The organism is Dyadobacter pollutisoli, assembly GCF_026625565.1.
GTDB classification, from domain to species: Bacteria; Bacteroidota; Bacteroidia; order Cytophagales; family Spirosomataceae; genus Dyadobacter; species Dyadobacter pollutisoli.
In genome coordinates, this window is record NZ_CP112998.1 from 6,765,434 (window position 1) to 6,786,605 (window position 21,172).

Annotated in this window: 14 protein-coding genes; 4 read left to right on the top strand and 10 right to left on the bottom strand. The window is 46.8% G+C overall.

Annotation, left to right across the window (positions count from 1 at the left end; all coding sequences use genetic code 11):
• Positions 1–169 precede the first annotated feature (169 nt).
• Complete coding sequence (locus ON006_RS28075) at positions 170–1,585, top strand: APC family permease (protein ID WP_244821507.1); 1,416 nt, start codon at positions 170–172, stop codon at positions 1,583–1,585.
• Positions 1,586–1,651: 66 nt separating this feature from the next.
• Here the strand turns inward: ON006_RS28075 and ON006_RS28080 are convergent, their stop codons facing one another.
• From ON006_RS28080 to ON006_RS28105, 6 genes are all read right to left on the bottom strand, one after another.
• Entirely contained in the window at positions 1,652–2,146 is a 495-nt protein-coding gene (locus tag ON006_RS28080) for an SRPBCC family protein (protein WP_244821508.1), read from the bottom strand.
• Positions 2,143–2,463 (bottom strand): ArsR/SmtB family transcription factor, encoded by a 321-nt coding sequence (locus ON006_RS28085; RefSeq protein WP_244821509.1) that lies wholly within the window; start codon positions 2,461–2,463, stop codon positions 2,143–2,145. The genes ON006_RS28080 and ON006_RS28085 overlap by 4 nt, the downstream gene beginning before the upstream one ends.
• A 163-nt stretch (positions 2,464–2,626) precedes the next feature.
• Positions 2,627–3,793, bottom strand: a complete 1,167-nt coding sequence (locus ON006_RS28090) for an NRAMP family divalent metal transporter (RefSeq protein WP_244821510.1) — start codon at positions 3,791–3,793, stop codon at positions 2,627–2,629.
• A 35-nt stretch (positions 3,794–3,828) separates the two neighbouring features.
• Positions 3,829–7,647, bottom strand: coding sequence for a hydantoinase B/oxoprolinase family protein (locus ON006_RS28095; RefSeq protein ID WP_244821511.1), 3,819 nt, complete (start codon positions 7,645–7,647; stop codon positions 3,829–3,831).
• Positions 7,648–7,799: 152 nt separating this feature from the next.
• Entirely contained in the window at positions 7,800–11,555 is a 3,756-nt protein-coding gene (locus ON006_RS28100) for a PVC-type heme-binding CxxCH protein (protein ID WP_244821512.1), read from the bottom strand.
• A gap of 173 nt (positions 11,556–11,728) precedes the next feature.
• On the bottom strand, positions 11,729–12,856 hold the full coding sequence (locus tag ON006_RS28105; RefSeq protein WP_244821513.1) for a Gfo/Idh/MocA family protein: 1,128 nt from the start codon (positions 12,854–12,856) through the stop codon (positions 11,729–11,731).
• Between the two features lie 234 nt (positions 12,857–13,090).
• On the opposite strand from ON006_RS28105, the gene ON006_RS28110 reads away from it, so the two are divergent.
• The 3 genes from ON006_RS28110 to ON006_RS28120 all read left to right on the top strand — a co-directional run bounded on the left by ON006_RS28110 (position 13,091) and on the right by ON006_RS28120 (position 16,456).
• Positions 13,091–13,645 carry a GNAT family N-acetyltransferase gene (locus ON006_RS28110; RefSeq protein ID WP_244821514.1) on the top strand — a complete coding sequence of 185 codons (555 nt, stop codon included), beginning with the start codon at positions 13,091–13,093 and terminating at the stop codon, positions 13,643–13,645.
• A 28-nt stretch (positions 13,646–13,673) separates the two neighbouring features.
• A complete protein-coding gene (locus tag ON006_RS28115) occupies positions 13,674–14,936 on the top strand; it encodes an acyltransferase family protein (RefSeq protein WP_244821515.1) in 1,263 nt (420 codons plus the stop codon).
• An 83-nt stretch (positions 14,937–15,019) separates the two neighbouring features.
• Entirely contained in the window at positions 15,020–16,456 is a 1,437-nt protein-coding gene (locus ON006_RS28120; RefSeq protein WP_244821516.1) for a glycoside hydrolase family 125 protein, read from the top strand.
• Between the two features lie 207 nt (positions 16,457–16,663).
• Here ON006_RS28120 and ON006_RS28125 read toward each other — a convergent pair whose 3' ends face one another.
• The 4 genes from ON006_RS28125 to ON006_RS28140 all read right to left on the bottom strand — a co-directional run bounded on the left by ON006_RS28125 (position 16,664) and on the right by ON006_RS28140 (position 21,089).
• Positions 16,664–17,047 carry a helix-turn-helix domain-containing protein gene (locus tag ON006_RS28125; protein ID WP_244821517.1) on the bottom strand — a complete coding sequence of 128 codons (384 nt, stop codon included), beginning with the start codon at positions 17,045–17,047 and terminating at the stop codon, positions 16,664–16,666.
• Complete coding sequence (locus ON006_RS28130; RefSeq protein ID WP_244821518.1) at positions 17,044–17,337, bottom strand: type II toxin-antitoxin system HigB family toxin; 294 nt, start codon at positions 17,335–17,337, stop codon at positions 17,044–17,046. Before ON006_RS28130 ends, ON006_RS28125 begins: the two co-directional genes overlap by 4 nt.
• A gap of 76 nt (positions 17,338–17,413) precedes the next feature.
• Positions 17,414–18,586, bottom strand: coding sequence for a PepSY-associated TM helix domain-containing protein (locus ON006_RS28135; protein WP_244821519.1), 1,173 nt, complete (start codon positions 18,584–18,586; stop codon positions 17,414–17,416).
• A gap of 28 nt (positions 18,587–18,614) precedes the next feature.
• Positions 18,615–21,089 (bottom strand): TonB-dependent receptor, encoded by a 2,475-nt coding sequence (locus ON006_RS28140; RefSeq protein WP_244821520.1) that lies wholly within the window; start codon positions 21,087–21,089, stop codon positions 18,615–18,617.
• Positions 21,090–21,172 lie beyond the last annotated feature (83 nt).

Here is a 21,172-nt window from a genome sequence, read left to right on the forward strand (position 1 = left end):
ATTGACCATGGTCGACTGTCGATGGTCAATCGTCATCAGCTAACAAACAATAGTCAATGGTTGGCGGTTATTGGTCATTTTCGCGCACCTGCGATAAAATATTGGCTGTGGAATTATAATATTGTAGCTTAGAGATATTAACACCTGACAACTAACTCTTAAACTTTTTATGCCTTCGGACAGCAATTCCTTTAAACCCACATTGGGTCTTGTAGACGCTACAATGCTCGTTGCCGGTAGCATGATCGGATCGGGCATTTTTATTGTCAGCGCAGACATCGTGCGAAATACCGGAAGTGTGGGCTGGCTGATGTTTGTCTGGCTGATCACGGGATTTATGACGCTTACGGCTGCATTGAGTTACGGAGAGCTGAGTGCCATGTTTCCGAAAGCGGGCGGCCAGTATATTTATCTCAAAGAAGCATACAATCCGCTGATCAGCTTTCTGTACGGTTGGAGCTTTTTTACGGTGATCCAAACGGCGACCATTGCTGCCGTGGCGGTTGCATTTGCTAAATTTACCGCCTATCTGCTACCGCAATTCAGCGAAGACATTGTGGCGCTTGATTTAGGTTTTCTCAAAATTTCCCCCGCCCAGTTACTGTCCATTGTAGTCATCGTTTTGTTGACGTTTATCAATACACGTGGTGTCAACAGCGGAAAAATCATTCAAACTACTTTCACGCTGACCAAACTGTTAAGCCTTCTTGGCCTGATCGTATTCGGCTTGCTTTTCATGAAACCTGAAATATGGGCGGCCAACTGGGATTCGGCCACCATGTGGGATTTGCACAAGCTGAATGTGGACGGAAGCGTGGCTTCCCTGACAACCATTGCGGCTTTCGGAGCGATAGCAGCGTCCATGGTGGGCTCAATTTTTAGTAGCGACTCGTGGAATAATGTAACTTTTATCGCTGGGGAAATTAAGAATCCGCAGCGCAATATCGGGTTGAGCCTTGCATTGGGAACAATCATTGTGACCATCATTTATGTGATGACCAATGTGATGTACACCGGCGTTTTATCATTGCAGGAAATCGCTTCTTCGGATAAAGACCGTGTGGCAGTAACGGCATCCAATGTGATTTTCGGAAGCTCAGGAACGATCATTATTGCAGTCATGATCATGATTTCCACATTTGGCTGCAATAATGGATTGATTATGTCGGGCGCCAGGGTTTATTACTCGATGGCCAAAGACGGATTGTTTTTTAAGAAAGTAGGGGTTTTGAACAAAAACTCAGTTCCTGAATTCGGACTGTGGATCCAATGTATCATCGCTTCGTTGTGGGCATTGAGCGGCAAGTATGGTAACTTGCTGGATATGATTTCTTTCGTGGTAGTAGTATTTTACATGCTCACGATCATTGGAATTTTCATACTTCGTAAAAAGCGGCCGGATGCGGAAAGACCTTACAAAGCGTTTGGCTATCCATTTCTGCCGATCATTTACATTGTAATGGGTATCGCATTTTGTGTGCTGCTCATCATTTACAAACCTGAGTACACCTGGCCGGGACTGATCATTGTGCTACTGGGTATTCCGGTCTATTATATGGTCGCTCGCAAAGAGATTTCTGCCTGACGGAATTATAGAAAGTATAAGCCTGCCTGTAACGTTTGCATGTGTAACGTTACAGGCAGGCTTATTTTATTTCTGAAAAATTTCGTCCAAATTTTCCATTGCGGCAAGAAACCCTTCTTTAAAGCCCATCTGAATAATTTGTTCCAGATCCGCAAGGTTATCATACTGAATGCTGATAGACACCGTGGTGGAATCAGACGCACCTGTGAACTCGTTGGTCCAGGTAGATCTCCCAAAGGCAGGGTTAAGATTTCCTTCTGCGTCGCAGAATGCGTCTATCCCTGTAAAACTTTTCAGTGGAGATATGGATTTGTAATCGAGTCTGGCCCAATGCTCTTCGCCTTCCGGCCCTACCATTGCGTACAGCCAGTGACCGCCTTCCTTGAAATCCATACTTTTTGTTCTGGCCTTCCATGGTTTTGGAGCCCACCATTGATCGAGAATATTACTCTGGGTCCATGCAGCCCATACATTGGCAACAGGTGCCGCGAATTCTCTTTCTACATTGATTTTGTTATTTTCCTTGTCGACAGAAAAATTAACTAACAGGTCAGTTTTCATTGGTTATTTGAATTTAGGTTGATTAATACTTGATCCAGTTGATTGAAACGGTCTTCCCAGTGCTTTTTGAACTGAGCAAGCCAGTGGTCTAATTCCTTCATTTTTACACCATTGAAATAATAATGAATTTCTCTCCCGGTCTTGGCCTGCGTGAGCAGCTCACAATCGGCCAGGACTTTGATGTGCTTCGAAACCGCCTGTCTGGTTGTGTCAAAATGCTGAGCCAGCGCGTTAGGCGTCATAGATTGAGCGGCGATGAGTACCAAAATCGCCCTTCTGGTCGGGTCTGCAATTGCTTGAAAAATGTCTCCTTTCATTATGTTATTATATAATACGCAACTCTGTGGTTGCAAATATATATGCAACTTTTGAGTTGCGCAATTTTTTGTGAAAGTTTTTTTGGAAAAAATGTAAAAATCGAAAGTGGCGCAGGGTCGCTTAGCCCAGGACTTCAGTCCTGGGTTGCGGGATCAAGCCGGATCAGCCATTAAGCCCCAACACCCCCATACCAATCAAAACCCCCACAACTACCCAACCCGCCACCTGCAATGCCAATGGATGTTTGTAGCTTCCTACTAGTCGGGATTTGCGGCTGGCGATGAGGATAATGGCGAGGGCTATCGGTAAAACGAAACCGTTTAACGTCCCCACGAATATCAAAATCCTGACAGGCCGCCCTACCAAAAGGAAGACAACTGTTGAAATTAGAATAAAAACAATGGTAAGATACGTGTGGTACTTATCCAGAAAAGGATGAAATGACCGCAAAAACGAAATGGAAGTGTAAGCCGCGCCGACCACCGAAGTAATGGCCGCCGCCCAGATCATTAGCCCAAATAATTGCTTTCCAAAACCACCAGCCGCATTTTCAAAAACCGAAGCTGCGGGATTGCCGGGATTGATTTTCGCACTCGCGAGTAGTATGCCTAATGTGGCCAGAAACAGCAGGTAGCGGATGATAGCCGTGACCAGAATACCGGTGGAAGCACTTTTGTTAACCTGTGAAAGAGAAGATTCTCCGCGTACGCCTGAGTCGAGCAGGCGGTGGGCACCTGCGAAGGAAATGTAGCCGCCCACGGTCCCGCCTACGAGGGTAAGCGTGGCGATAGGATCGAATTTTTGAGGAAAGAATGTATGTGTTATCGCCTCGCCGAGGGGAGGGTGAGAAGTGAATGCAATGTACAGGATCAACAGGATCATCAGAAATCCGAGGATTTTGGCAAAGGTATCCATGACCTTACCCGCTTCCTTAAACAGAAAAACGGTGATCGCCACGCCCGCACTCACTACCGCGCCGGTCTGCACGGGAACTCCCGTCATCGCTTCAATTCCCAGTCCGGCACCAGCCACATTGCCAATGTTGAACGCCAGTCCGCCGACTACTATCAGCAAAGCCAGAAAATATCCGAGGCCGGGGAAAAGTTCGTTAGCGAGATCCTGAGCGCGTTTGCCTGACACGGTAATGACCTGCCAGATGTTATACTGCACACAAAGATCAATGATGATCGATAGCAGGATAATGAAGCCGAAGCTGGTCATGAGCTGTTCTGTAAACACGGTCGTCTGCGTCAGGAAACCTGGTCCTACTGCGGAAGTGGCCATCAGGAAAGCTGCGCCTAGCAGGGCTTTGGAGGATTTAGAGGACATCGTTTTGCTTTTTTGTTGCCACGAATTAATAAGGCTTACTCATTCCCAAAGCCGCCGCCGCCCGGTGTTTCAATTGTCAGAATATCACCTGCTTCGACCATTAAACTGGAAATTCCCGGCAATTCTCTCACTACCTGCCCCGAAACCAATGTATGTTTGCCACATTGCCCGTTTGCCCCGCCATTCAAACCGTAAGGCGCAGATCGGCGATGTTGTCCGAGCAATGTTACTTGCAAAGGCGCGAGGAATTCCACTTTTCTTACGATGCCGTCGCCTCCTTTGAACTGTCCTTTTCCGCCCGAATTTTTGCGAACGCCGAATTCCAGTAGCCGTACGGGATACTTGCGTTCCAGTTGCTCGGGATCGGTAATGCGGGTATTGGTCATATGCTGGTGCACGGCTGACCTTCCTGGGAAAGTTTTTCCCGCGCCTACTCCGCCACCAATTGTTTCGTAATAACCAAACTGATCATTTCCGAAAAGAAAATTGTTCATCGTCCCCTGGCTGCAAGCCGCGAGTCCGAATGCTTTCAACAATGTATCCACCAACCGCTGGCTGACTTCTGTATTGCCGCCCACTACGGCAGGACAATGTTGCGGATCGTCTGAAAAATCGGGATGGAGGAAGCTGTTTTTGGGAAGTTGGATCTCCACATTTTTCATTAAGCCATCATTCAATGGAATTTCTTTATCGACCAGCAGCCGCAAAACGTACAGAATGGCGCTGTATAAAATCGAAATGTTCGCGTTGAGATTATTGGGATGAACTGCCGATGTTCCGGTAAAATCGAAAATCTGCCTGGTCGGTGTGACATTGATTTTTACCTGAATGCAATGGCCGTCATCCAGGTATTCAGTGGCCTCAAATGTTTGGTTATGCAGTGGCAAAAGTGCGGTTTGCAATTGTTGGACGGTACTTTCTTTGAGGAGCGACATGTACTTCTTTACTTCTGAAAGACCGTGAATTTCTACCAGTTTCAAAAGTTGCTGGCTCCCTTTTCGCAAGGCCGACAATGCTGCAATGATGTCGGCTTCATTGGAAATAAACGACCGGGTAGGATAGGGGCCAGTCATGAAAAGTGCACTGATCGTATCCCATTGAAATTCATTGGCGCGCACCAGGTATTGCGGTAATATGACCACACCTTCTTCTGCGAGGTAAGTAGCATCCGGCGGCATAGAACCAGGAGTTTTTCCACCGATTTCCGCGTGGTGCGCCCTGTTGATCACGTATCCGATACATTGATTTTCATTGGTAAAAACACCGGAAATCAATGTGATATCGGGCAAATGCGAACCGCCGTACCCTGGGTGATTAGTGATAATCACGTCACCCGGGCCAATAGGAATCGCCGCCCTCACAAGCCTGCCACAAATTCCCATACTACCCAAATGCACCGGAATGTGTTGCGCATTCACAAGCAATTCACCTTCCGCGTCGAGCAATGCACACGAAAAATCCAGCCTTTCCTTTACATTCACCGAAAACGCTGTCCTTTGCAGCTGCACGCCCATTTCTTCGGCTATAGCATTAAAACGATTGGTGAAAAGCTGCAGCGCTACTTCCTCCCGATGACTATCCGCATCCATTTTCGAAGAAGTATCCCTGAATGCAATGGCATCTTTTTTATCCTGAATGACCAGTTTCCAACCTTTTGGAATAAAGGAAGTTGAAGTATTGTTCAGCAAAATCGCCGGACCATTGATCTGTCCTCCGGGTGTGACAGTATCCCACTCAAAAATTCCAACCGGGTCGTTCTTATTTTCTATTTCAAAAAAAGGAATAACCTGTCTGGTAGGTTGGATCGTCAGTCCGTCTTTTTTGATTGATTCAGTTTCCCTAAATGCTGTTTTTTCCTGGACTTTCAGTTTAATGCTTTCCAGTTCAATGCTCAGGTTTTGGGGATAGTAGCCGAATTGGGTTTTGTATGCTTTCTCAAAAGCCAGTAAAGTGTCGCTACCATCGTATGCAGTTTCAATCGTATTTTCTTGCCCGGCAAAACGGAGGTATACATAACAAAAAGCAACTTCATAACCTTCCACGCCCTGCGCCCGAATGGATAGCGCTGCCGAATGGATCAGATCATTTTTCCATATTTCAATGCGGGATTCCGCTTCTGTCCAGGGAAGCAATATTTGTTTGGAAACAATGGTACTGATCAATGCCTCGCCCATACCGACCGCACTGAAAAGCCCGGCGTCGTACGGAATGATGACCGTGTCCATATCCAGCAACTCAGCCAGCTGGCAGCTATGAAGCCCGCCCGCACCGCCAAAAGTAACGAGCGAATAATCGTGGGGACTAATGCCTTTTGCAACTGAAATTTTACGGATTGCATCGGCCATTTTCTCATTAGCGATCCTTTCCAGGCCGGTGAGCAGTTCACGGAATGTGAGTTTGTTGCCGGTACGTTCCTCAATGGATTTTGCCAGTAAGTCAAGTTTTGCGACTGCTGCTTCGGGGTGGACTGGTATACCGAACTTGGCGGCGTCCAGTTTGCCCAGCAAGAGATTTACGTCGGTGATCGTGAGTGGGCCACCTGCTCCGTAGCATGCAGGCCCCGGATTGGCACCGGCACTTTCCGGCCCTACCTGCAATGAAAAGCCGTCGAACCAGCAAATGGAACCTCCGCCGGCAGCAACGGTTTCAATGGCCAGCATGGGGTTATGGAACTCGATCCCGTCAATTTCCGAAATATATTTTAATTCCGGCTGGCCGTCTATCAATGCAGTATCGGTGCTGGTACCGCCCATGTCGAATGTGATTACTTTCGGGAATCCCAGCCGCCGGGCAAGGTTGGTCGCTGCTACCATTCCGCCGGCCGGTCCGCTTAGCAAACTGTCTTTGGCACGAAATCCGCTCAGGTCTGCCAAGCTTCCCGTACTGGTCATCACTTTGAGTGTGCCGTTGCTCAAAACGCTTTGAATATTATGAAGGTACCGGTCCAGAATCGGGTCCAGATAAGCATTCACAACAGCGGTTTGCGTCCGCCGCAGGTAATGTGAAAATGGAAACAGACTGGATGATGAAGACACATATTTAACGCCATGACTTCTGAACGCATCAGCAATGGCTGTTTCATGAACCGGATTCTGGTACGAATGCAGCAAAGAAATCGCAACTGATTCGTATGTTCCGGTGTCCTGTAGTACATTATTTTCTTCAATATAATCTTGCAAAATGTTCCCGGATGCATCCAGCCGCTCATCGACTTCGAGCACATCGGAATAAAGCAATTTAGGTTCGGGAATGTTGAGTTGAAAAAGCGAAGGCCGCTGCTGATTGCCAATGTAAAGCAGGTCTTTAAAACCTTTTGTAACGACTAGCAGGGTTTTCGCACCTTTTCTTTCCAGCAATGCATTGGTTCCACGGGTGGTACCGAGGCGCATTTCAATGGGAGGAAACGAGCTGTTCAGCGGAGTTTTGGTAAGTAGCCGAGCAGCCAGCACAGGCGCTTCTTCGTTTGTCGTTATTTCAAAATCAGCCGGATGCGTGAAGGGAATGTCGTCTTCCAGCGTCAGTATTTTTTCTTGATGATCAATGGCTGCCAGTTTGCTGAATTGGGTTTGACCTTGCAAACGGAATTGATAACCAATCAATAAATCATCATTAAACTCCCAATTTGCCTCAAAACGGTACTGGAAAGCTTTAATCTTCTCAGTAATCCTTCCCCTCAAACGGCTTGAACTTAGTACTTTGATCCGGGTTTTGTTGCCAGTTGGGTCAATGGCCAGGCAGTCTGTAAAGGTGCCGCCGGTGTCAATCCATATTTTCCAGGATAGGTTATTCTTTTGTTCCAAAATGATCCGGCTTACTGAGATTAATGATGAAGTACCAAGGTAATGGCTATTCATCAGGCAATCAAATTGCCAGCCGGCATTTTGTGGTAGTTTTTGGAACAGGAATGTTTATTTGCAAAGAATCCTGGGCACCGGCAATTCCGGCACCCAGGATTAATATTAAAAAAGCGATTTGCTTTATCATCAAGTCCACGCTGATCAGGCGCTTATAAACCCTGCTTGTCTTTCACGACTTTCATCACCCCTTTCATGAGTCTCCAGTGGCCTGGGAACGTACATACGAATGGGTAGTCGCCTATCTGGTCCGGTACTACGAATCTAAGACGGAAAGTTTGGCCGGGGTTCACCAGCGGCGAGGCTGCCAGTACCTGCGGAATGTTAGGGACATAATTTTTTTCAGCTCCGTCTTTGGCAGTGATCATTTTGTCGGCGGCAGCGCCAATGATCTCAGTCGATTTTGGCCGGCCTACTACCACATTATGCTGCATGGCATCCGGGTTTTCAAAAACGATTTCAACGGTTTTACCGGCAATAGCCGTGAATTCCGTCACACTGAACTTCATTTCTTCACGGATCGCCTTGATCTGCACAACCTGTACATTAGGGTCAACCGGTGCTTCGTCTTTCACGCCGTACGATTCCAGAAGCGTCGTAAACTTCGCGGTCAAATCGTCGGAAATATTAGCTTTTGCAGAAGCCAGCACTTTGCGGCTCTCGTCATTCGCAGTTTCCTTACGCTTTGGATTCCACGTGCCGAGGATTCCTTTCATCACCGCATTGCGTCCCTGCGGATCCAGTGATTGCGCCGTCTCTATCAGCTTAATCACGTCATTACCGCTTGCATAGGAAGTGTAGCCACGTGAAGCACGTTCCAGTGCAAAGTCCGAAAGACGGTCGAGGCGACGTACTTCAAATGTTTTGCTTAATGTATTGTTTTTGTTCTCATCTTTTTCAGGAACCACATTATCGACGTCGACTGTAGCAGTCACGCTTACTTTCCCTGCTTCGTCAGATGTGAAGCCAAACCCACTTCTCCACGGGCCATTGTTTCCTTCCACCAGCTTGACGGTTTCGCCCGGAGCAATACCGGTGTTAAGCTGACGGCTGATGTAATTCGTGTTCAATGAGCGGCTTCTTACGTTCACATTCACGACCGGTACCAGCTCTTTTGGAACGGCAACACTTCCCTGGTTGGTGATTTCAATGATCACGCGGGCATACTCGCGTACATAAGGCGTAGTGGGCTCAATAGTAATGTTGGTAATCGCCAGCTCAGCAGAACCCTGCACGGTTACTTTGTTCGCCGAATGTGCATCGTGGTTCATTGTTGAATGATCCATTGCTTTGGCGGTTTCAGCTTTTTGCGCAGAGGCATTGGATGATGCGGCCTTGCTGATGCGTTGCGCGAGGTATTTTTCACGTAAAGCACCATCATGCGAATTCAATATCGCTGCGAAAGCATCCGGCATCCAGCGGTCATCAGCCTGCGAATAAGAATCCAGTAACGCCAGTACCGCACTTTCGATTTGAGGCGTAAAAGGAATTTCGGAGAATGCCAGTAATGTATTCAAAACAACCAACGGATCTTTGTCATGCAATGCATCCACGGCCAGTAATGACTGCGCAGTAGCAGCAGTGCGGGGCAGAACCTGAACGGCAGTTTTGCGAACATCATTCGATGGGTGTTTCAAAGCTTCCGTTACTACTGCCAGCACTTGTGGATCTTCAAGGGCTTTTAAGCCTTCCAATGTCCACAATGCGTGAATTACGGCAGTATTCAATCCTAGTTCATCAACGGATTTGTCTTTTGCCAGTTCAACCAGTTTTGCAACAACATCTTTATTGCCGCGCTCTACCAGCAGGCGTTGCGCATGTTGTCTCCAAAGCATATTGTTGTTTTTCAAAGTCGCTACCAATTCTTCCGGGCGGTCTTTGCTCAATGTGATCGGCGTATACTTAGGTGCGTCTTTCCAGCCAATGCGGTATAGACGTCCGTGGGTAAAGTCGCGCAAATCGGTTTCGTAAGCATTTCCTTTACCATTTTCAGAACCTTTCGGCGTCGGATTATGCTGAATGATGTAGCTGTACCAGTCTGCTACCCACACTGCACCGTCGGGACCTACTTCTGCAAATACAGGAGCAACCCATTCGTCAGCGCCAGCCAATAAGTTAAAGCCCAGGTTATCTTCAAAATCGGTGCCTTTTTTTGCCATGATATTCTGGTGCAGAATATGTCCGGTTGGCTCGGAAACGAATGCTACTTTATTCCAGTATTTCTTTGGATAAGCTCTTGCCGTATAGAAATTATGTCCGGCTGCGGCTGTAAAACCTCCAAAAACGTCAACCTGACGCACTTTTGGCGTGATAGGCTGCATGTCTTTATGCGTATCAGTGCTGCGGCTTCCATTATCAACCTTGCTGGCCCCGAAGTAGCGGTTTGGGATAGCACTATACCACCCGTGTGAGTTATTGGCAGTAGAACCAAACAAATCACCAGCCTCATTGAATCCTAAACCCCAGGTATTGTTGGAAGTTTTGGCAACGATTTCCATGTTGGTACCGTCCGGTTTGAAACGGAAAAGCGCCTGGCCGAAGTTAAGAGAATCGCTCACTCCCACTTTGCCTTTGAACCCGGAGTAACCTACTGATCCATAAACCCAGTTGTCAAATCCATAATGTAAGTTCGAAGGCCCTGCATGGGTATCGCCGGTGCCGAAGCCTGAGAAGAGGATTTTCTTCACATCGGCTTTGTCATCACCATTAGTATCTTGCAAAAACAACATATGCGGAGCCTGAGACACGATCAAACCGCCATTGGCAAACACCAAACCGGTTGGAATGCTGAGGTCGTCGGAGAATTTCGTGAACTTGTCAGCCTTGCCATCTTTGTTAGTATCCTCACAGATCAGAATGTAATCGCTACCGCCTGTATCCTTGCGTTCGTTGGGATAATCCTTGGTGATCAGTACAAATAATCTTCCTTTTTCGTCCCAGGTCATCGCGATCGGGTGCATAACGTCAGGCTCATGCGCGAAAACGTCCAATGTGAAGTCAACCGGGATTTGAATGTGCTTTACAGATTCCTCCGGCGACAAAGGCAATTGCTGCATTTGCGGTCCGGGGCGCTGCTCGTAGTTTGGAAGTTTGGCTTCCCGGTATTCAAATGGTTTCGGGTTCAAAGCTGCCAATGCTTTTTTCGCATCATCGTTTACAGCCCACAATATCCCTTTTTCCAGTAAATCCTGGAAACCTGGAACACCCCAGGTACGCTCGTCGTGACCGTAAGCGGTATAAAAAATCCGTCCTTTACCATGCGTTCTCACCCAGGTGTAAGGCTCTTTTTCCTGACCAGGTCTGTCTTTTGCCTGATCTTTTTGGATCAAACGCTCGGTAAGGACGATGTTGTCAGGTTGCAATAAAGTATGCAGGTACGTCTCGTCCACCGTTTTGAATGGCTTTACACCCGCGATCGCAGGATGGTCAGGTTTGGTCCACACCGGTTGGATCGTGTCCCAGGTATGGCGCCAGAATTGTCCGCCCATGAGCTTCACCACTTCCGGGTTGTTACGGAAACAATAGGTTGCGCAATGTATAGGAATAAAGCCTTTCCCGCTGGCAACGTAATCCAGTAATGCTTTGGCTTGCTGAGGCGCGATAGAGTCCCAGTTTGCGTACAGCATCAATGCATCGTATTTGTTTAATGTTTCAGGATTGAGGTCATTCAGGTCATCCGTGTAGGTGAAGTTGAAACCTTTTGGGCCTAATGCCGCCATAATCTGCGGAACGCGCTCGGCGGGTTTGTGATGGCCGTTGTCTCCCAGGAAAAGGATTTCCAGGCGGCGTGCTTTCCCGGCTTCGCTTTTGGACGACGCGCTTTTTACCGACGCGTTCTGGGAGGACGGCTGAGCGGCACAGCCCAGCAGGACAATACCAAGTATAAAGGATAACGCTTTGGTTTTCATCTAGTTAATTTCTCTTTAATGGTTTTATTGCCAGCTTCACTTTGGACTACTATATTACTTTGTTTTTGCTTCTATGTTTGTTGTCAGCCCTATCGAGCGTTGTGCATGTGCCTTCGACTGCGCTCAGGCTGACAAGCATTTGTCACTAAAGGAGCGCAGTCGAAGGGCGGGTACTATGACAATTCCTTAAAATCAGGCAGTTGTATCAAAGCGCCGCCTTGCAATGCCGACTCGTGCGCCAAGATTCCGACGCTGGTCCAGTTGGCCGACTGCCATGCATTCGGGAACGGCTCGCGGTCTTCGATCAGTGCGCTGATAAACTCGTGTGCGAGGTGCGGGTGCGAGCCTCCGTGGCCGCCGCCCTGTACAAATGATAAGTGCGAATTATCGTCGAGATCATACACGCCGTGGCCGGTGAAATGCTGAATTTCCTGCGGCAGATAATGTGCGTAATCCGGCGTAGTGACCTTTTCAGCGATTTCATGCTCAGGTTTTTTCGCAGTGTGGATCACAGGATCTTCACCTTCTATCAATGGCCATTCAAATGACTTTTTGCTTCCGTACACTTCAAAGCTTTCGCGATACTGACGCGCCACATCAAACAATGAACGGTACACATATGCCGACAAATCGCTGTCTTTGAATTTAATATGTGCCGATTCTACTGCGAATGGCGAGTTATGAATTTTGGCAAGATCTTCACTGATCGTTCCTGATCCAAAGCAGGAAACGTACTCCGCTTCCAGTTTGAGCAAGCCCGCTACCGGTCCCACGCAGTGTGTTGCGTAGTGCATCGGGGGTAATCCAGGCCAGTAATCAGGCCAGCCTTCCATGTCCTGCTGGTGGCTGGCTTTCAGGAACTGAACTTTGCCGAGCTCGCCTTTTTCATATAATTCTTTAACGAAGAGAAATTCCCGGGCGTACACCACGGTTTCCATCATCATATATTTTTTGCCTGATTCTTTGGTGGCTTTTACGATTTCAATGCAATCCTCCACGCTTGTTGCCATGGGTACTGTGCAAGCCACGTGCTTGCCGGCGCGCAATGCTTTCAATGTCTGCTCGGCGTGGTTGGGGATAGGGGAGTTAATGTGAACCGCATCTACATTCGGGTCATTCAAAAGATCATCGTAACTTGTGTAGCGCACTTCAATGCCATATTGGTCGCCCACGGCATTCAGCTTGGACTCGGTACGCTGGCAAATGGCATACATATTAGCATTGGGATGTTGCTGATAAATGGGGATAAATTCGGCTCCGAAGCCTAGTCCAACGATTGCAACATTAATTTTTTGAGACATACTTAAAACAGGTTAATGATTTCGTTTTGAATGGTTTAGTGCTGTGAAATTGAGAAACCCGGCCACTAAGGACAGGCAATTGGATTGACAATACAATTTTAAAACAAAATAGTGCTAAAAACTTTACGTCTTTTGATTAGTACTGACTGTATTTTGATGTATTTTTAAGTCATTGGAGGTTTTTAAGCAAAAAATGGCTAGAAAAATAACGCTATTTAACCAAAAACACAATTCATGATCAGGAAAGCGACCCCGGAAGATGCAGATGCTGTCGCGCCATTGTTAGTTCAGGCATTGGGACACATTGCGGGTATTTTTGCAGGATCGGAAAATTATGAGGCTGCTACTCCGCTGGTGAAGACATTCTTTGAGAGAGATGATAATCAGTACAGCTACATTAATACATTGGTTTTTGAAGATGAGACCGGGGTTATCGGCTCTGTTACCGGTTACGATGGTGCGCGGCTTCACGAGTTGCGTCAGCCGGTCATCGACCGTTTGCGCGAGTTTCAGCCGGATTTTACACCCGGAGACGAAACGGAAGCCGGAGAATATTATATAGATTGTGCGAGTGTCGACCCGGCGCATCAGGGAAAAGGGATTGGCAAGAAGCTGATTACTGCCTTTTGTGAACTTGCAGCCTCATCAGGTTTCGAAAAAGTGGGATTGATCGTGGATAAGGTCAATCCAGCAGCCAAAAGACTATATGAAGACCTGGGATTTGATGTTGCCGGAGAAAAGGACTTTCTGGGACATAGGTATTTTCATATGGTCAGGAAAGTATTGTAATTGAAAAACTAAACTCTTAAATATTGATATGAAGCAACGGCTACTCTCGCTGGATGTCCTTCGCGGGCTCACCATTATCATGATGACCATCGTTAACAATCCCGGCGACTGGGGGCATGTATACGCGCCGCTGCTCCACGCTGAGTGGCACGGCTGCACACCTACTGATCTCGTATTTCCTACTTTTCTTTTTATTGTAGGCATTTCCATTGTGCTGGCTACTCCTCAAAAATCGTGGAATGCGACTGTTGTCCAGAAGATTGTGACACGGACACTCCGGATATTTTGCCTCGGCGTGTTTTACGGGTTTTTCAGCAGGATCCATATGTTTGGCCTGGAAGGGTTACCATTGCTAGGCATCCGGCTTGTTTTTACCGCAATCGTGGTGGTCGCATTATTTGCAGATTACGACCGGAAATGGCAGTTTATCACAGCATTGTCCATATTTCTGGTCATGATGGTGTTGGCATTTGGCGGATTTGAACAATTTAAAACCGTGCGGATTCCCGGCGTATTGCAACGGATCGCCGTCGTGTATCTGATCGCGTCACTACTATATCTGAGATCCGGCTGGGTGACGCAGGCCATTGTGGGCGTTGTGTTACTACTCGGCTACTGGGGCATGATGACATTAATTCCGGTTCCGGGAGTGGGCGCGGCCAATCTTGATAAAGGCACAAACCTGGCTGCCTGGCTGGATAATCTGCTACTGCCCGGACATTTGTGGGCTACTTCCAAAACCTGGGACCCGGAAGGACTTTTGAGTACCATACCAGCGATCGGCACGGGCATTGCGGGTTTGCTGATCGGGACATTGCTACGGGCGAACATGGATAAAAACAAAAGGGTAATGTACCTGTTAATGGCAGCATTGGGCGGTATAGCATTGGGCTGGCTGTGGAGCCTGGCTTTTCCTTTGAACAAAGCGCTTTGGACCAGTTCATTTGTGTTGTACGCCGCAGGTTGGGCGCTGTTATGCCTGGCTTTACTGTATTATATTATTGATGTAAAAGGTTACTCCGGCTGGACGACATTCTTTGTGATTTTTGGTGTAAATCCGATGGTCGTTTTCTTCTTTTCCGGTCTGATCGTAAGGATTTTGAATGCTGTTAAAGTAACTAATCCAACGGGTGCAGAAATGGATTTTGTGCCCTATCTCTACCAATACCAGATCTCGCCACTTTTCTCCGATCCGATGAATGCGTCGCTGGCTTATGCATTGCTGTACCTAACATTGTGGTTTGCGATTTTGGTTATTCTTTACCGTAATAAGCTGGTCTTTAAGGTTTGATTTCTTTATGAAGCGAAGCAGAAAAATTTACCTAAATTGCTTCTTTAAAATTTTTTAAGAATTCAAATTTTCACCTGAATCCAATGTTTGAACGCAGAACATTCATAAAGACCAGTGCCCTGGCTGTTGCAGGACTAGGCATTTCGAAATGGTCATTTGCCAAAAATGCAGCCGCAGATTTCCCGGTAGTGCGCATTCCAGCCGATAAGCGCAGCTTTACAAGCGCGGCGGTAGAGGCGACGATCGTCAGAATGAAAAAAGTGGTTAAGGATCCCGAGCTGGCCTGGTTGTTTGAAAACTGTTTTCCTAACACGATCGATACCACCGTTCATTACAAGCCCATTGACGGCAAACCCGATACATTCGTGATTACGGGCGACATCGACGCCATGTGGCTGCGTGACAGTACCGCACAAGTTTGGCCATACCTGCCTTTATTAAAAGAAGACGATCACTTAAAGGAAATGGTAGCGGGGCTGATCAACCGTCAAACCAAATGCATTATCATCGATCCCTATGCCAATGCATTTTACGACCGCCCGAAGGAAAGCGAGTGGACGAAAGACGCGACGGCCATGAAACCAATGCTCCACGAAAGGAAATGGGAACTGGATTCACTTTGCTACACGATCCGGCTGGCATATAACTACTGGAAAACAACCGGTGATACCAAACCTTTCGACGCCGACTGGCGGAAAGCGATGGGGCTAATCCTGCAAACCTGCAAAGAACAGCAGCGTAAAACGGGTCCTGGTCCCTATAAGTTTGGCCGCGTTACTTCATGGTCTACCGATACGGTTCCCGGCAACGGCTATGGTAATCCCATTAAACCAAACGGGTTGATTGCGAGTACTTTCCGGCCTTCGGATGATGCTACGGTGTTCCCATTTTTTGTTCCAAGCAACTTCTTTGCAGTAGTTTCATTCCGTGAAGTCGCCGAGCTTTTGGAAAAAACAGCGGGTTCAGAAGAAGCTAAACTGGCTGGGGAATTTAAGGCGCTGGCACTGGAAGTGGAGAATGCATTGAAAAAGTTCGCGGTTTATCCACATCCTCAATTTGGTAAGATCTATGCATTCGAAGTGGACGGTTTTGGTAATCACCTCTTAATGGATGACGCCGGTATTCCTGGACTGATCAGTATGCCATACCTGGGAGCGATGTCGGTGAAAGATCCAATTTATATCAATACCCGGAAGTTCGTCCTGAGCGATTCTAATCCATATTTTTTCAAAGGTAAAGCGGGAGAGGGATTGGGAAGTCCGCATACGTTGGTGGACCAGGTATGGCCAATGGGGATCATTGCCCGGGCTATCACTTCTACGGACGATAGGGAAATTGAGGCGCAATTGAAGCAGCTGAAAATGACGCATAACCATACCGGTTTTATGCATGAATCATTCGATAAAGACGACGACGCCAAGTTCACCCGTAAATGGTTCGCCTGGGTCAACACGCTTTTTGGAGAACTGATTCTGAAATTAGAAAAAGAGCGCCCGCATTTGTTGGCGAAGGTTTATTGATGTGCATAATGTTGCATGCCTACGGCATTTTGAATGCGCGGTATGCAAACATAATGCTACCGAAGTTACATCGCTACGCGATTTTTGCGACCGTGCTAAATCGCGTAGCGATGTAACCTCGGTAGAAAATAAAAGTCAATACGATATAAAAATGCCGTAGGTATGTAACAATCACCTACGGCATTTTTAATGTTGGGAAGTTCAATGTCAAATATGTTCCAAAATGAAATCAGCGGAAACGTTCAATTTTTTATGAAGTGCCTTGATAAATGGAATGTCGGGCTTTTGTTTTCCGCTGAGAATCATCGATAATTTGACGGGAGAAACACCCAACGTCTCGGCGAGGTCTTTTTGTTTAAGACGCATTTCGTACATACGTAACTCAATCATTCCTTCCAAAGTTTTCGGCGCTGAAATTGGATAAATTTCAAGCTCATATGCCTCCAAAGCAAGCGCGATCTGGCGAATTTCTTCTGACTCATCAGATGTCACATTTTCTTCGCCTTTTCGCATCAAGACATCGACCCGCGCCAGTAGTTCCGCGTGTTCCTGCTCGTTTGTTACCTTGTATTTAGAAGTTTCGTTTTTCATAAAGCTTTGACGTCGAGTTTGTCATATTCACTATGAGTCCCTATAAACCTGATATAGACAGTTCTCACATTAAAGTGTATCCGGGCAATCAGACGGTAACGGTTTCCTCTGATATTAAACACATACAAATCGTTGCCAACAGCATCCACAGAATTAAATAGATTTCTAATTTCTGAAAAGTTTGAAAAGCTCGCTTTTGTAACAATCGCTCTCCAGTTGTTGAGCGCATCTTCAATATCTGGATGCAGTTCAATAAAAGTCCGAAACGTACTAGTACTAAAAATAATCATAGTGTGTATTTGCACGCAAGATATCAGAAAATTAAGAAAATCTTAAATTAGTTAAGAAATTCTTAATTAAATCTCTCTAACCCTCTACGACAATCTTGGACTTTGCAGCCCGTCTTCTCGCACCAACCGCTCTGACCGGCGTTTTCTTACTCTTCGTCTTCTTACCAAGCCAGATAATAATCCCCGTCACCGGTAATGTCGCCGCGATCAACGCTGCCAGGAATGCGATGATTTTGGTGGGCCAGCCTAGCAGACTGCCTGTATGGATCGGGTACACCAGCCTCCTGACCTTCATTCCTCTCGTTTCCGAGGCATAAAGTCGCTTGCTGATCAGCCGAGCATCATTTTTACCGAAATACAGGAAATTGACAATGTTGCTGATTGCAGCATGATCGTCGGCTTTGGACACGGTGATGGAAATACTGTCGGATTCAGGAATGGTCATTAGTATTCTCCCGGGATTGGGAAGCTGGTGATTGGTTTCTGTGAATATCTTTTCCAAAGTGCCTTGGCTCGCCGGTACTAATGAAATGTTCGCCGGCGCTTCTCTTTTTTGCTGAGGCTTGCCATCGAAAGTAATGTAGATCATGTTGTTGACCCATTTGTAACTCCAAACCAGGCCTGTAGCCGCTATGATAAACACGATTGGCAGCGTGTAAAACCCGAATACGGCGTGCAAATCCCAGTTCAACCGCTTGAATTTGGCACCCCATTTTACCGTAAAACGCTGCTTGCGGTTTTTTCTGTTGGGCCACCAGAGTACCAGCCCGGTGATCATGATGACGAGGAACATGACACACGAAATGCCGGTAATCACCTTCCCGGTTTCTTCGAGGCACAGGTAGCGGTGTAGTTGCAGTACCACGTGAAAAAAAGCATCATTTTCCTGCCTCGTACCAGCGATTTGTCCGGTGTAAGGATTGACTGCAACGGAAAATATATCCTTTTCTTTTTTGCCGGATTTTAATCCAAAAACAACGGTACGATCAGCACCCGGTTCGAATGAGATCCTGGTTATTTTTTTGCCGGGAAACTGCCGGGCGACATTGCGCTGCAAAACATCCAACGGAAGTCTTGGCTGACCATCGACGACATTGACGACATGAAATTGTTTGTTGATAACAGGTTCCAGCTCGTCTTCGAACACAAGCAGGCAGCCGCTCAGGGCCACTACAAAAACCACAAGGCCGGAGGAAATCCCCAGCCATAAATGCAGTTGCGATGCAATTTTCTTCAATGTTTTTTTCACAGGTTCAGTTTATGAAATAGACCAACATTTAAAAAGTGTAAGATATCGTCGCCATAAAATTGCGTGGAGCGCCAGGGAAAAGTCGCAGGTAATCGTATCCGCCAACCCAGTATGTTTTGTTGGCAAGGTTGTTCAGGTTAACCTGGAATTGGAATTTGTCGATCTTGTAATAAATCGCTCCGTTCAGCAATGCGTAACCTGGTAAGGTTTGCGTATTGTTGATAGAAACATTGCGCTCAGTTACAAAATTTCCTCCCAAACCAAGCCCAAAGCCGCTTAATGCATTGTTCACGAATGTATATTTTGTCCATAAGCTTCCCTGATTTTTAGGCGCATTGGGTTTTTGCAGATTCACCAGAACCTGATCCGTTGTTTTGGAACCGGCGTCCGTGATCTTCGCATCGTTATAGCTGTATGTAAGGATCATATTCCAGTTAGGAAGGATGTTTCCTGTCATATCAAACTCAACACCTTTCGCTTTTTCTTCACCGATTTGCTGCATCAAATTCGGGTTGTCCGCTGCATTGGCTGAGTATAATGTGTTGGTTTGTGTGATCTGGTACACAGATACATTGGCTGTCAACCGGCCGTCGATCCATTCTGTTTTCAAACCTGCTTCCGACAAACTGCTCCGGATCGGGTCAAACGGTCCGCCTGACAACGGATCGCTCTGTACAGTGGCGTCCTGAGGATTGTATCCTTTGGTGTAAGTACCATAGACATTAATATTGTTCGTCAGCGTATACACCGCCCCGATACGTGGCAGCAAAGCGTGCTGAGTCACATTGGCTTCATTATTGGTAGTGTAGTTCTTTTTATCAATGTAGGTATCATAGCGCAACCCCAACAAAATCTGTAAACGTTTGATTTTGAGTTGTTCCTGCAAGTACAGACCGTGTAATTTGTAAAGAACAGGTGTAGTGGCAGAATTGGTAATGACATTGAAAGTGTACTTGGAAGGATCCTCCATGTTGTTGTTCTGCAACGTGAGGTCGTAGTGCGAAATGTTGGGTTTAGGAATACTTCTTACGACACCATTTTCAGTGTAATTGTAGAAAATGTATTTCTCAGGTGTTTTAGCATTGTAAGCCGCAGCACCTCCCGCTTTCAACAAATAACCATTCGCTGTCTGCTGTCCCGAGCCTTTTGGGGTCATGGATTGAATGTAGTCGTATCCCGCAACAAGCTTATGTTCTGCAATTCCTGTGTTGAAGTTATGGTTCACGAACAATGAAACATTATCCATAAAAGACTTTGTTTTGCGGATAAAAACTTGTCTTGCCACTAGGTTTTCAATCGATTTTCCAGCCGAATCCACACCATTGACATTGCTGCTGCGGTGTTCGAGCAGATCCTCAGAGTAGCCGGTACGCAGGTAGGCCACATTGAATGAGGTATTTTGGGTAAACTGGTGGTTCAGCGAAGTCGTGATCAGGTAGGTTTCCTCATTGAGGTAATCATTCACTGCATTCAGTGAAGTTTTGATGGAGCTGGAATACAGGTCATTTCCCTTCACCGACTGCCCGCGATCGAGGCGACTGTTGGATCTGTTGTACACCAGGTCAAAATTGATGCGGGTTTTATCGGTTGGTAAGAACGATACAGATGGGGCTACGATGATGTTTTTGTCAAATTGAAGGTTTCGGAAACCTTGTGCATTTACGTATCCGAGGTTCAAGCGATACAGCAATGTTTTCTTTTCGTTCATTGGCCCCGTAAAGTCAGCCAGCGTCCGCAGTGTATTGAAGCTGCCGGTCGTGAATGTGAGCGATTTTTGTGGGGTTGTTAAAGGCTTTTTGGTAACCCGGTTAATGGTTCCGCCCGGCGACGTATTGCCATACAATGCAGACGCGGCACCTTTGATCACTTCCACTCTTTCCAGGTAGTTTACCGGCGGCTGTTTCCAAAAGCCCGAGAATGTCCTGAGGCCGTTTACAAGCTGGGTAGTGCTGCCACCATTCATGCGGAAACCACGGATTGTAAGGTCATCATAGAAAGTGAACTGGTTAACCCCGCTCATGTTTTTCACTGCGTCGCCCATCAGAAAAGTGCCCTGGTCGCGCATTACTTCCTTCGTAATGTAGCTGATCGCCTGCGGCACTTCCTTAATTGGCGTCGCCGTTTTACTGGCGATAAACGACAGGTCATTTTTGTAAGTAGTCTCGCGGCGGCCTGTGATTTCCACTGTTTGCAGCTCGTGCGCATCTTCCGTGGCTGTCAATTGCAATGTTACCGTTTCGTCGGCATTAAGGGAGACATGCTTTTCGATGCGCTTGAAACCCACTCCTGTACCAATAACCTGGTAATTTCCGGCTGGCAATGTATTAAACTCAAAATCACCGGAGGCGGTTGTAACGGTACCTCTGCCGGTACCTTTCAATATCAGGTTAATGGACTCTATGGGTTCGCCTGAACCATTTGTGACCTGGCCTTTAATTTTCCCTGTTTGAGCGAATGCGGCGACGTTGATAAAGGTAAAAAGGAGTAAAATATATGTTCTCATGCTGTGATGTAAATAAGATGCTTTCTAAATAGTAAGGCAAAACTAGTCTTATTTAGACTAATCCAAAATAATTAGAAAGCAGA